Origin of the sequence: Streptomyces purpurascens, assembly GCF_045040895.1 — a bacterium.
GTDB lineage: Bacteria > Actinomycetota > Actinomycetes > Streptomycetales > Streptomycetaceae > Streptomyces > Streptomyces purpurascens.
Genome location: NZ_CP108341.1, coordinates 4,625,180 through 4,638,752 on the forward strand (window position 1 = coordinate 4,625,180; position 13,573 = coordinate 4,638,752).

The 13,573-nt window shown below is 68.5% G+C and carries 8 protein-coding genes; 6 read left to right on the plus strand and 2 right to left on the minus strand.

Annotated elements, in window-relative coordinates:
- Window positions 1-74: 74 nt before the first annotated feature.
- Window positions 75-2,333, minus strand: a complete 2,259-nt coding sequence (locus OHU35_RS21095; protein WP_189727360.1) for a transglycosylase domain-containing protein — start codon at window positions 2,331-2,333, stop codon at window positions 75-77.
- 768 nt (window positions 2,334-3,101) lie between these two features.
- Here OHU35_RS21095 and OHU35_RS21100 point away from each other — a divergent pair.
- From OHU35_RS21100 to OHU35_RS21115, 4 genes are all read left to right on the plus strand, one after another.
- Window positions 3,102-3,785 (plus strand): PadR family transcriptional regulator, encoded by a 684-nt coding sequence (locus tag OHU35_RS21100; RefSeq protein WP_189727198.1) that lies wholly within the window; start codon window positions 3,102-3,104, stop codon window positions 3,783-3,785.
- 45 nt (window positions 3,786-3,830) lie between these two features.
- Window positions 3,831-4,913, plus strand: coding sequence for an inositol-3-phosphate synthase (locus OHU35_RS21105; protein ID WP_184593856.1), 1,083 nt, complete (start codon window positions 3,831-3,833; stop codon window positions 4,911-4,913).
- A gap of 89 nt (window positions 4,914-5,002) precedes the next feature.
- Window positions 5,003-6,265 carry an MFS transporter gene (locus OHU35_RS21110; protein ID WP_189727197.1) on the plus strand — a complete coding sequence of 421 codons (1,263 nt, stop codon included), beginning with the start codon at window positions 5,003-5,005 and terminating at the stop codon, window positions 6,263-6,265.
- Window positions 6,266-6,388: 123 nt separating this feature from the next.
- Window positions 6,389-6,898 (plus strand): hypothetical protein, encoded by a 510-nt coding sequence (locus tag OHU35_RS21115; protein WP_189727196.1) that lies wholly within the window; start codon window positions 6,389-6,391, stop codon window positions 6,896-6,898.
- Between the two features lie 109 nt (window positions 6,899-7,007).
- Here OHU35_RS21115 and OHU35_RS21120 read toward each other — a convergent pair whose 3' ends face one another.
- Window positions 7,008-8,453, minus strand: coding sequence for a CCA tRNA nucleotidyltransferase (locus tag OHU35_RS21120; protein WP_359891271.1), 1,446 nt, complete (start codon window positions 8,451-8,453; stop codon window positions 7,008-7,010).
- Between the two features lie 277 nt (window positions 8,454-8,730).
- Between OHU35_RS21120 and OHU35_RS21125 the strand changes: the two genes are divergently transcribed.
- Window positions 8,731-11,115: a DUF6049 family protein gene (locus OHU35_RS21125; protein ID WP_405506362.1), complete on the plus strand. Its 2,385-nt coding sequence runs from the start codon at window positions 8,731-8,733 to the stop codon at window positions 11,113-11,115.
- Window positions 11,116-11,157: 42 nt separating this feature from the next.
- Window positions 11,158-13,485, plus strand: coding sequence for a murein biosynthesis integral membrane protein MurJ (gene murJ / locus OHU35_RS21130; protein ID WP_405506364.1), 2,328 nt, complete (start codon window positions 11,158-11,160; stop codon window positions 13,483-13,485).
- Window positions 13,486-13,573 lie beyond the last annotated feature (88 nt).

The window sequence follows — 13,573 nt, forward strand, 5'->3', positions numbered from 1 at the left end:
GGTACGGCGGCCCATGTTTCACGTGAAACGGCTTCGCGTTTCACGTGAAACACCCAAGCCGGGCGATCGGTCGGCTAGCCGGTGGGGCCTCCGAAGATGCCTCCGTTGCCGTTTCCTCTGCTGTTGCCGCCGTTCTCGCTCGTATCCGTTGGCGAGGGCGAGGTGCTCGGCTCTCCGCCCGTGCCGCCGTTCTCCGTACCACCGTCTTCCTCATCGCAGCCGAAGAAGCCGCAGGTGTCGGTGGGCGAGGGCGACGGCAGCGACGGCGTCCCGCTGGGCGTGGCGCTCGGGGACTCGGTCGCGGTCTCGCTGGGCTCCACACTGGGAGTCGGCGTCGGCGTCGGAGCGCCCACCGCGTCCTGGATGTCGCCGATCTTCTCGGGATTCGGGAAGCCGAGGTCCGTCTCGCCCTTCAGGGCGGCCTTCATGTACTCGGTCCACACCAGCGTGGGGACGTCACCACCGTGGATGGACGCCTCGCCCGCCGTGCCGTTCATGGAGAGCAGCTTGGCGCTCTTGGGGTCCTCACGGAACATCGCGACCGAGGTCGACAGCTGCTGGGTGTAGCCGACGAACCAGGCCGACTTGTTCTCGTCCGTCGTACCGGTCTTGCCGGCCGCCGTACGACCCAGGGACAGCGCTTTCTTGCCCGTACCGTTCTGGATGACGTTCTCCAGAACGTTCGTGACATTGTTCGCCACGTTCTCGGGCATCGCCTGCGTGATCCTCGGCTTCTCGAAGCCGGGAACCTCCTGCCCGTTGGACTTGACGCTCGTCACCGAGTACGGCGCGGCCTGCTTACCGGCGGCGGCGAACGTCGCGTAGGAGTCGGCCATGCGGATCGCGCTGGGAGTCGACGTACCGAGCGCGAACGACGCGTTGAGGCCGGCGAAACTACTGTCCAGGATGCCGGCCTTCTCGGCCAGATCAGCCACGTTCTTCATCCCCACGTCCATGCCGAGCTGCACGAACGGGGTGTTGACGGACTGCTCCATCGCCTTGCGCAGGGAGATGTAACCCCACGGGCGATCACTCTCGTTCTCCTGGAAGAAGGGCGTGTTGTCCTTCTTCATGACATAGGAGCCGTCGTTGTTTCTGATCTTGAGATGGTCGTTGCCGTTGTACTTGCTGAGCGGCGAGAGAGGACCGTCGCTCCGGTAGGTGCCGTGCTCCATGGCGGCGGCGAGTACGAACGGCTTCCACGTCGAACCGACGGGGACACCCGAGGTGTCCGCGTTGTTGTTGAAGTGGCCGTTCTCGTACCCCGCGCCACCGTAGAGCGCGACGATCGCGCCGTCCTTGGGCTTCACCGATGCCGCGCCGAACTGGACGTGCTTGTCCAGCTCACGCTTGTCCGGGTCGAGCTTTTCCTTCTCGACCTTCTTGACGGCCTTGGTCAGCGCCTCGACCTTGGCTTTGTCGAAGGTCGTCTTGATCTGGTAGCCGCCCTGATCGAACTGCTTCTCCGTGATGTTGGAGTGGTTCAGGACGTACTTCTTGGCCGTGTCCGCCAGGTAGCCGATCTGGCCGCTCATGCCCTTGGCCGCCTTGCGGTCATCGGGCATGGGGTACTTGCCGATCGCCTTCTGGTAAGCGGCGTCCGAGAGCTTCTTGTCGTTGTGCATCTGCTGGAGGATCCAGCCCCAGCGGTCCTTGGAGCGCTTGAGGTTGGCATCCTTGCTCGCCGTGGTATCGAGGCTCTCGTTGCCAGCGGGGTCGTAGTACGTCGGCCCCTTGAGCAGGGCCGCGAGGAAGGCGCACTCGCTCGGCTCGAGGTCGACCGCGTCCTTGCCGTAGTACGTCTGGGCGGCGGCCTGGATGCCGTAGGCGCCGCGGCCGTAGTACGAGGTGTTGAGGTACCCCTGGAGGATCTCGTCCTTGGAGAGCTTCGTGCCCACCTTGATCGAGATGAACATCTCCTTGAACTTACGGGTGACCGTCTGGTCCTGGCTCAGGTACGTGTTCTTGACGAACTGCTGCGTGATGGTCGAACCACCCTGCGTGTCGCCACCCCGGGCCATGTTCGCCAGCGCCCGGGCGATGCCCATGGGGTCGACGCCCGAGTCCTGGTAGAAGCTCTTGTTCTCGGCCGAGATCACCGCCTGCTGCATGGCCTCGGGGATGCGGTCGATCGTGACGTTCTGCCGGTTCTGGCCACTGCCGGTCGCGATCATCTGCTTGCCGTTGGCCCAGTAGTAGACGTTGTTCTGCGACAGGGCCGCCGCGTTCTCCTCGTTGGGGACGCCCACCATGGCGTACCCGATGCCCGCCACGGCCACCAGGCTCCCGAAGAAGCCGATGCACAGTCCGGAGACGAGCCTCCAGGACGGCATCCAGCGCTGCCAGCCGTACTTGCCGGCCCGCGGATAGTCGATCAATCGCTTCTTGTCGTACATGACCGGGCGCCCCTTGCCCCGTCCGGGCCCGTTCGGCCCGCCGGGGGCGGCGCGCCGGCCGCCACGTGTCGGTTCGGCCGCTCTGCGGCGGCCGCCTCCACTTCTCTGCGCCGCACGCCGGGCCTCTGCACGGCCGCCGTACTGGCGCTCCTCACCCCCCGAGTCGTAGGAGTCCGACCCATAGGAGTCGGACGGAGACCCGGTGGCGCCTCGCGGTGCCGCGCGGCGGCCGGAAGACGAGCCGGACTGGCCGCGTCGGGTCGCGGCACGTCCGCCTCCCTGCGGCTGCGGCGGTTTGCGACGGTGCTCGCTCATCGAACGACTACTCCTCGGGCAGGCGCACCCCTGCGCGCCTGGAAACGGCAGCTTGTTTCCGGTCCCCCCGAAGTACGGATGCGGTCGGCTTGGTATTCATCGGTCCCGGATGCACCCGTACTACACCGAAGACGAGGACGCCCTCAGGCGTCCCACGGTTCCCGGTGATGTGCATGGCGCACAGACTACGCACCGCCAAAACCTGCCGAGGACCGAAGTTCACCTCAAATCAGGCAACTCGCGTCTGACGAATCGGTGATGTGACCCCGGTCACCACACCCCCTCTTGTCGCATCCGCAAGGCCGTTCTATCGTCGTGATGTATCGAGTCGATACATCAGCTCGACACATCGGACCGAGACATCGGTACCGCGGGAGAGAGGAGGCGACGATGAGCCGGCGTTCCGGGATCCTCGAGTTCGCCGTACTCGGCCTGCTCCGCGAATCTCCGATGCACGGCTATGAGCTGCGCAAACGACTCAACACATCACTGGGTGTGTTCCGTGCGTTCAGCTACGGGACGCTGTACCCCTGCCTCAAGACGCTGGTCGCCAACGGCTGGTTGATCGAGGAGCCGGGGAACACCACCGAGGACGCCCTCGCAGCTCCCCTCACGGGGCGGCGCGCCAAGATCGTCTACCGGTTGACGGCGGAGGGCAAGGAGCACTTCGAACAGCTGCTCTCACAGACCGGGCCCGACGCGTACGAGGACGAGCACTTCGCCGCCCGTTTCGCATTCTTCGGGCAAACCTCACGCGATGTACGCATGCGCGTGCTGGAAGGCCGCCGCAGCCGGCTGGAGGAGCGCCTCGAGAAGATGCGCGTCTCCCTGGCCCGGACCCGGGAACGCCTCGACGATTACACGCTTGAGCTTCAGCGCCACGGGATGGAGTCCGTGGAGCGCGAGGTGCGCTGGCTGAACGAGCTCATCGAGAGCGAGCGGGCGGGGCGGGACCTCAACGGTTCCTCCTCCGGAGAGCCCGACTCGCGTGACACCACATCTGGAGCGTCGGGCGGCCTGCCCCGGCCGGGGGGCGACCCCCGTCCGGATACGCCCGACGACACCGCCACGTGAGAGCCCCTTGAAGGGCCTCACTCATACACACAGGGAGCAACCGGAATGGGTTCGGTTCGCGTAGCCATCGTCGGCGTGGGCAACTGCGCCGCATCGCTGGTACAGGGAGTCGAGTACTACAAGGACGCCGACCCGGCGTCCAAGGTGCCGGGCCTGATGCACGTCCAGTTCGGCGAGTACCACGTCCGCGACGTCGAGTTCGTCGCCGCGTTCGACGTGGACGCCAAGAAGGTCGGTCTCGACCTCGCGGACGCCATCGGCGCCTCCGAGAACAACACCATCAAGATCTGCGACGTGCCCAGCACCGGCGTGACGGTCCAGCGCGGCCACACCCTCGACGGCCTCGGCCGGTACTACCGGGAGACGATCGAGGAGTCCGCCGAGGAGCCGGTCGACGTCGTCCAGATCCTCAAGGACAAGCAGATCGACGTCCTCGTCTGCTACCTGCCCGTCGGCTCCGAGGACGCGGCGAAGTTCTACGCCCAGTGCGCCATCGACGCCAAGGTCGCCTTCGTCAACGCCCTTCCGGTCTTCATCGCCGGCACCAAGGAGTGGGCGGACAAGTTCACCGAGGCGGGCGTCCCGATCGTCGGCGACGACATCAAGTCCCAGGTCGGCGCCACCATCACGCACCGCGTCATGGCGAAGCTGTTCGAGGACCGGGGCGTCGTCCTGGACCGCACGATGCAGCTGAACGTCGGCGGCAACATGGACTTCAAGAACATGCTCGAGCGCGACCGCCTCGAGTCGAAGAAGATCTCCAAGACGCAGGCCGTCACCTCCCAGATCCGCGACCGCGAACTGGGCGAGGGCAACGTCCACATCGGCCCGTCCGACTACGTCGCCTGGCTGGACGACCGCAAGTGGGCCTATGTCCGCCTCGAGGGCCGCGCCTTCGGTGACGTCCCGCTGAACCTGGAGTACAAGCTGGAGGTCTGGGACTCCCCGAACTCCGCCGGCGTCATCATCGACGCCCTGCGCGCCGCGAAGATCGCCAAGGACCGCGGCATCGGTGGTCCCATCCTCTCCGCGTCGAGCTACTTCATGAAGTCCCCGCCGGTCCAGTACTTCGACGACGAGGCCCGCGAGAACGTCGAGAAGTTCATCAAGGGTGAGGTCGAGCGCTGACGCGCCGCAACGAGTCGCTCCTGCCAGGGCTGTGAGGGTCCCCGGGTCGTACGACCCGGGGACCCTCCCCGTATGTGAGGCTGTGCCCCATGGCCGTCGTCCGTGACCTGCGCGTCCTGTTGCGCTTCCAGGGCTTCCGGCGTCTGCTCGCCGTGCGCCTGCTCTCCCAGGGCGCCGACGGCGTGTACCAGGTCGCGCTCGCCGCGTACGTCGTCTTCTCGCCGGAGAAGCAGACCTCGGCCGCGGCCGTCGCCTCCGCGATGGCGGTGCTGCTGCTCCCGTACTCCCTCGTCGGCCCCTTCGCCGGTGTCCTGCTGGACCGTTGGCGGCGCCGCCAGGTCCTGCTGTACGGCAGCCTGCTGCGCGCCCTGCTGGCCTCGGCGACGGCCTTGCTGATGCTCAGCCCGGCTTCCGACTGGCTCTTTTACGTCTCCGCCCTGTGCGTCACCGCGGTCAACCGTTTCGTTCTCTCGGGCCTCTCCGCCGCCCTGCCGCGTGTGGTCGACGCCGAGCGCCTGGTCATCGCCAACTCCCTCTCCCCGACCGCCGGGACACTGGCGGCGACCGCGGGCGGCGGCCTGGCGTTCGCCGTCCGCCTGGTGGTGGCGGACTCCGACGCCGCCGTGGTGCTCGTGGGGGCCGGTCTGTATCTGTGTGCGGCCGTGGCGTCGCTGAGCATGGCGCGGGAACTCCTCGGCCCCGACCGGACCTCGGTGGGCGAGCGGCTCGGGCCCGTTCTCTCGGGCACCGCTCGCGACCTGGTGGCCGGCGTACGTCACCTGGCCGCGCCGCAGCGCAGGGGGGCCGCCTGGGCGCTGGCGGCGATGTCGCTGATGCGGTTCTGCTACGGCGCCCTGCTGGTCATGCTGCTGATGCTCTGCCGGTACGCGCTCACCTCGACCACGGACGACGGACTCGCCCTGCTGGGGCTGGCGTTGGGCGTCTCCGGCGCGGGATTCTTCGCGGCGGCCGTGGTGACGCCCTGGGCCGCGGGGCGGCTGGGGCCGGGCCGCTGGATCGTCGTGTGCGCGGGGGCCGCCGCACTGCTGGAGCCCGCTCTCGGGCTGCCGTTCGCCACCACCCCGCTGCTGGTCGCGGCCTTCGTCCTGGGGCTGACCACCCAAGGCGCGAAGATCGCTACGGACACCATCGTCCAGTCCTCCGTGGAGGACGGCTTCCGTGGCCGGATCTTCTCCGTTTACGACGTCCTGTTCAACGTCTTCTTCGTCGGCGCCGCCGCCGTGGCGGCCCTGATGCTGCCTCCGGACGGCCGATCCGTGCCGCTGGTGATCACGATCGCTGTTATCTACGCGGCAGTAGCGGCAGCTATGGCCCGGTTTGGCCACCGGTAAGTGTCACATCAATGACACAGAGCCACTTCTGACTACTGCGTTGTCAGTGGGGACCGATAACTTACGTGCGTCTTATCTCGCGACATGTTCGCGTCATTCACCATGTACTAGGGGGACCCCCGAATGACCACTCCGCCGCCCCAGGGCAACCCGTTCGCACAGGGCCAGCCCGCGGGTCAGCCCCAGGCTCCGTACCCGCCGCAGGGCGGCTACCCCCAGCAGCCCGGCCAGCCCGGCTTCCCACCCCAGGGCGCTCCGTACGCCCCGGTCCCGCCGCAGCCGTCCGGCCGCAAGCTCAGCTTCAAGACCATCAAGAACATCGTGATCGTCATCGCGGTGGCGGGCATTGCCATCGGCGGCTGGATAACCAGCCGGGACGACGCCAACACGGCGGCCGTCGGCGACTGCATGCACCGCGGCAGCACCAGCGACAACAACCCGGACCTCGAAGTCGTCAAGTGCAGCGACGCGAAGGCTCAGTACGTGGTGCTGGCCAAGATCGAGGGCTCGTTCCTCACGGACACGCTGGCGTCGAGCAAGTGCGAGGCCAAGGCCAAGGACTTCCAGTACTCGTACACCGAGAGCGGTGACGGCAAGGACTTCCTGCTCTGCCTGAAGGACTACAAGAAGTAGGGCAGACACGCAGACACAGAGAGGGGCGGTGTTTCACGTGAAACACCGCCCCTCTGGCTGTCTCCTGCGGGTTCATGTTTCACGTGAAACATGAACCCGTTTCACAGCCTCAGCCCTCCTGCTCGGCCCACCACTCCTTGAGCGCAGCGAGAGCGACGTCGTGCTCCATCGGCCCGTTCTCCAGCCGCAGCTCCAGCATGTGCTGGTAAGCGCGGCCGATGACCGGGCCGGGACCCACGCCGAGGATCTCCATGATCTGGTTGCCGTCGAGGTCCGGGCGGATGGAGTCCAGCTCCTCCTGCTCCTGAAGGCTGGCGATCCGCTCCTCCAGGCCGTCGTACGCACGCGACAGCGCCGTTGCCTTGCGCTTGTTGCGCGTGGTGCAGTCCGAGCGGGTCAGCTTGTGGAGACGGTCGAGGAGAGGGCCGGCGTCACGGACGTAGCGGCGGACCGCCGAGTCCGTCCACTCGCCGGTGCCGTAGCCATGGAAGCGCAGGTGGAGTTCGACCAGACGGGAGACGTCCTTCACCAGCTCGTTGGAGTACTTGAGTGCCGTCATGCGCTTCTTGGTCATCTTCGCCCCGACCACCTCGTGGTGGTGGAACGAGACCCGGCCGTCCTTCTCGAAGCGACGGGTGCGCGGCTTGCCGATGTCGTGGAGGAGGGCGGCCAAGCGGAGCGTCAGGTCGGGACCGTCGTCCTCCAGCGCCATCGCCTGCTCCAGGACGATCAGCGTGTGGTCGTAGACGTCCTTGTGCCGGTGGTGCTCATCACGCTCCAGGCGCAGGGCGGGCAGCTCGGGCAGCACCCGGTCGGCGAGGCCGGTCTCGACGAGCAGCGTCAGGCCCTTGCGCGGGTACCGCGACAGGACCAGCTTGTTCAGCTCGTCCCGCACCCGCTCGGCCGAGACGATCTCGATACGCCCGGCCATGTCCGTCATCGCCGTGACGACCTCGGGGGCGACCTCGAAATCGAGCTGAGCCGCGAAGCGCGCGGCCCGCATCATCCGCAGCGGGTCGTCCGAGAAGGACTCCTCCGGGGTGCCAGGGGTGCGCAGCACACGCGCCGCGAGGTCCTCGAGCCCGCCGTGCGGATCGACGAACTCCTTCTCCGGCAGTGCGACGGCCATCGCGTTCACGGTGAAGTCACGGCGGACCAGGTCCTCCTCGATGGAGTCGCCGTACGACACCTCAGGCTTGCGCGAGGTCCGGTCGTAGGCCTCCGAACGGTAGGTCGTCACCTCGATCTGGTAGCCGTCCTTCTGGGCACCGACGGTGCCGAAGGCGATCCCGACCTCCCAGACGGCGTCGGCCCACGGGCGCACGATCTTGAGGACGTCCTGAGGACGGGCGTCGGTCGTGAAGTCGAGGTCGTTGCCGAGCCGGCCCAGCAGCGCGTCCCGGACCGAGCCGCCGACCAGGGCGAGTGAGAACCCGGCCTCCTGGAAGCGGCGGGCGAGGACATCGGCGACAGGAGCGACCCGCAGCAGTTCACTCACCGCGCGGTGCTGCACCTGGCTGAGGGCACTGGACGTTTCTTCGTTGGCGTTCGGCACAACAGAAGAGGGTACGTGGCCCGGGCCACCGCAGGCTCCCCCTATTGCGCGTGCGGACTCGTCTCAAGCGTGCGGACTCGTCCGTGAATAGGCCCACAAGACCTGCCCTTGAGATGTAAAGAACCGCTCCCTTTTATACGGTCACAAAGCGGGCAGGACGGTGCCCGCCCGCGATCTTGTGGAGCGGACCGCGGCACTTCCCCTCAGCGCGCATCGTTACCATGCGTGGACGCACATTCCGACGACCACTGACGACGACGAGGGACGGGCGAAGCGCGTGGCCGACGCGGCAGACTTCCAGGGGACCAGTGCCTCACCTGCCCGCCGGTGGCTGCGGCGCACCGGGGCACTGCTCGCCGGTGCGCCCCTGCTGGCCGGGCTGCTCCAGCTGCCCGCCGCGGCCCCGGCGGACGCGGCCGGACAGGAGACCCCACAGGCGGCCGGCGGCGCGGGCTCTGTGTCCGTCGCTGTCGACTCGCTCAGCCCCACCGCCCCCACCGAGGGGGACACGGTGAACGTGTCGGGCACGGTCACCAACAACGGCAAGCAGGCGGTCACCGACGCGCACGTCGATCTGCGGGTGGGCCCCTCGCTCGACACCCGCTCCTCCATCGACGCCCTCGCCAAGAAGAGCGACGACGTCCAGGGACCCGCCGGCAAGGCGGTCGGCGGCAAGTACAGCGAGAAGTTCGCCAAGCTCACCCCCGGCGTGGCCGAACCCTTCAACATCTCCGTGCCGGCCGACGAGCTGGACCTCGGTCCGGACGGCGTCTACCAGCTGGCCGTCGCGCTCTCCGGGGAGACCTCCGCGCAGCCCTGGGACCAGGTCCTGGGGGTCCAGCGCACGTTCCTGCCGTGGCAGCCCGAGGAGGCCGGCACCAAGACGAAGACCACGTTCATGTGGCCGCTCACCTCCACCGTCCATATGACGGCCGAGACGGGGTCGAACGAGCAGCAGACGCCGGTCTTCCGCAACGACGACCTCGCCAAGGAGATCGCCCCGGGCGGCCGTCTCGACCAGATGGTGTCGCTGGGCAAGGGTCTCGACATCACCTGGGTGATCGACCCGGACCTGCTGGCATCCGTCGACGCGATGACGCGGACCTACCAGGTCAGAGGCGAGGACGGCACCACCACCGCCGGCCGGAACCAGGCGCTCGCCAAGCAGTGGCTCGCCCAGCTCCAGCAGGCCGTCACGGGCAAGGAGGTCGTCGCCCTGCCCTTCGGCGACCCGGACCTGGCCTCCCTCGCCCACAACGGCACGAACGTCACCGGCTCGCTGAGCCTCCTCAAGGAGGCCACCGACGTCGTCGACGACACGGTGGAGACGATCCTCCACGTGAAACCGTCCACTGACTTCGCCTGGCCCGCGGACGGCGCAGTCGATCCGTCGATCGTGAAGGTCGCGACCTCCGCGGGCGCCGACAAGGTGGTCGCCCGCAGCGACAGCCTCCAGGACAACCTGTCGTACACGCCCTCAGCGGCCCGGCCCGTCGGAGGCGGCACCACGGCGGTCGTCGCGGACTCCAGGATGTCCACGGCGTTCCAGGGCAACCTGACGAAGGCCTCCGCCTCCACGCAAGCCGTGCAGCGTTTCCTGGCCCAGAGCCTGACGCTCGGCCTGCAGTCGGGCAAGCAGCGCAGTGTCGTCGTCGCCCCGCAGCGCATGCCCTCCGTGAGCCAGGCGCAGGCCATGGCCGAGGCGCTGGCGACCCTGCAGAGCGGGAACTGGTCCGAGTCGCAGGACCTCGCTGACGCCGCCAAGGCCAAGCCGGACCCGGCGGCGAACACCAAGGTGCCGTCGACCTCCGCGTACCCCTCCTCGCTGCGCAACCAGGAGCTGCTGCGGGCCGGCTTCGAGCAGATCGCGAGGACACAGGGCAAGCTCGACAGCTTCAAGGTGATCCTCACCGACCAGTCCCGGGTGGTGACCCCCTTCGGGCGGGCCATGAACCGCGAGATGTCCACGTCGTGGCGCGGCCGGGGTGTCGCGGCGGTGGGGTACCGCGACGGCGTCGAGTCGTACCTCGACGGGCTCACCGACGGGGTCAAGCTGATCGAGAAGTCGGAGACCAAGCTCTCCGGCCGCAGCGCCACGATCCCCGTGACCGTCCAGAACAACCTGGTCCAGGGCGTCGAGCACCTCGAGCTGCGGCTCACGTCGAAGAACCCGACGCGCCTGAAGATCGGCGATTCCGCCTACGAGGAACAGCCCGTCACCGTGAACGGCGGCCACAGCCAGTCGGTGAAGTTCACCACGTCCGCCAACGCCAACGGCCGGGCCGAGGTGGTCGCCCAGCTGTACACCGAGGACGGCCAGAAGTACGGCGCACCCGTCACCTTCGACGTGAAGGTCACCGAGGTCACGGCCACCGTGATGCTGGTCATCGGCGGCGGTGTCCTGCTCCTGGTCCTCGCCGGCTTCCGTATGTACACCCAGCGCAAGCGCGCCGCCGCCCGCGAGACGGACGAGGACGGCACCGCCGAGGCGGACGACGACGCCGGCAACCCGCAGAACCCCGAGGCCCCCGGCGACCGTCTCAAGCAGGAGACCGAGGCCGAATCGCGCGCGGAGGGCCCGGAGCAGCCGAGTGACCCGGCTCCGGACACCGCAGCGGAAAGCGCCGACCCGTCCGGCACGGGTGAGAGAGTGGACCGTTAGATGTCGTGGCCGGTGGGCCGGGGACGATGAGGTGGGGTAACCATGAACGCGCCGTACGACGGTGACCGCGGCCGTGCCGCGGGCAGCTCGGGCTACCCCGAGTCGGGCGGGCCCGAGGGCGCGCCGGCCGAGCACGGCCAGGTACCGCAGCCGCCCCCCGCGGACATGTACCTCCAGGACGCCTACGACCAGGACCCCTACCGGGCACAGGACCTCTCCGCCCAGGACCCGGTCGCCGAGGCGCTCTACGACCGCGCCGCGCACCCACCGCCCCCCGCGGGCACGTACCAGCCGCAACAGATGTACGCCCAGCCGCCGCAGTCGCCGTACGCGCCGGACCCGCAGGTGTGGGCCCAGACGCCCGCGCCGGAGCCGGAGGGCCCGACGCGGCACCTGCCGTACGGCGACGACCCCAGGACCACCCAGTTCGTGGGGGTGGACGATCTGGTCTCCCAGGCGGGCGAGCCGCGCCAGGAGCCGGACGCCTTCGCCCACCTCTTCAGGGACCAGCAGCAGAACAGCGGTCACCCGTCGTACGAGCAGCCGTCGGTCCCCGGCCCGTCCCAGGCCCCGGGGCAGATGGGACAGGGCCAGTACGCGGCACAGGGCCAGTACGGGGCGCAGGGTGGGTACGGCGCGCAGGGTGGGTACGGCGCGCCCGGCCAGACCGCTCCGACGCCGCCCCTCGTGGACGAGCCCCCCGCCGCGGAGCCGGCTGCCTCGCCGGCCGCCAAGAAGGGCGGCCGCGCCGCGGGCCTCATGAAGTCCAGCGCCGTGATGGCGGCGGGCACGATGGTCTCCCGCCTCACCGGCTTCATCCGCTCCGCGCTGATCGTGTCGGCCATCGGTGTCGGCTTCCTCGGTGACACCTTCCAGGTCGCCTACCAGCTGCCGACGATGCTCTACATCCTCACGGTCGGCGGCGGTCTCAACTCCGTCTTCGTACCGCAACTCGTGCGCGCCATGAAGGATGACGAGGACGGCGGCGAGGCGTACGCCAACCGCCTGCTGACCCTCGTCATGGTGGCGCTGGGCACACTCACCGCGCTCGCGATCTTCGGCGCGCCACTCCTGATCCGCCTGATGTCCCCCTCGATCGCCAGCGACCCCGCGGCGAATCAGGTCGCCATCACCTTCGTCCAGTACTTCCTGCCCTCGATCTTCTTCATGGGCGTCCACGTGGTGATGGGCCAGATCCTCAACGCCCGCGGGAAGTTCGGCGCGATGATGTGGACCCCGGTCCTGAACAACATCGTCATCATCGTGACGCTGGGCATGTTCATCTACGTCTACGGCACGGCGGCCGACTCCAAGATGGAGGTCTCGACCATCCCGCTGGAGGGCCAGCGCCTCCTCGGCATCGGCGTCCTGCTCGGCCTCGTGGTCCAGGCGCTGGCGATGATCCCCTACCTGCGCGAGACCGGCTTCCGGCTGCGGCTTCGCTTCGACTGGAAGGGCCACGGCCTCGGCAAGGCCATGACGCTCGCCAAGTGGACGGTGCTGTTCGTCCTCGCCAACCAGGCGGGCGCCATGGTCGTCGTCTGGCTGTCCACCGCGGCGGGCAAGGCCTCGCCCGTCGACGGCACCGGCTTCTCCGCCTACGCCAACGCACAGCTGATCTGGGGCCTGCCGCAGGCCATCATCACGGTCTCCCTGATGGCCGCCCTGCTGCCGCGTCTGTCGCGCTCGGCGGCCGAGGGCGACGGCGGCGCGGTCCGCGACGACATCTCCCAGGGCCTGCGCACCACGGCGGTCGCGATCGTGCCGATCGCGTTCGGATTCCTCTCGCTCGGCATCCCCATGTGCACGCTGATGTTCGGCTCCTCGGGCACCAGCGAGGCCACCAACATGGGCTTCATGCTGATGGCGTTCGGTCTCGGCCTGATCCCGTACTCCGTGCAGTACGTCGTGCTGCGGGCCTTCTACGCCTACGAGGACACCCGAACCCCCTTCTACAACACGGTCATCGTGGCCGCGGTCAACGCGGGCGCGTCGGCGGTCTGCTACTTCGTCGTCCCGTCCCGCTGGGCCGTGGTCGGCATGGCCGCCTCGTACGGCCTGGCGTACGCGATCGGTGTCGGCGTCGCCTGGAGCCGGCTGCGCAAGCGGCTGGGCGGGGACCTCGACGGCGCCCGTGTCCTGCGGACCTACGCCCGGCTGTGCATCGCGTCGATCCCGGCCGCACTGCTCAGCGGCGCGGCCTGCTACGGCATCGGCCACACCCTCGGCCAGGGCGTCGCGGGCTCGCTCGCCGGGGTACTGGCCGGCGGTGCCGTGCTCCTCGGGATCTTCTTCGTCGCCGCCCGCCGCATGCGCATCGAGGAACTCAACTCGCTGGTCGGCATGGTCCGCGGACGCCTGGGACGCTGAGTCGGGGGGTAGGCGCACAACCATCGTCAGCCGCCGCGTGTCGTGCATAGCGGCGGACTGTGGGCACAATTGGTTTCGGCGTCGGACG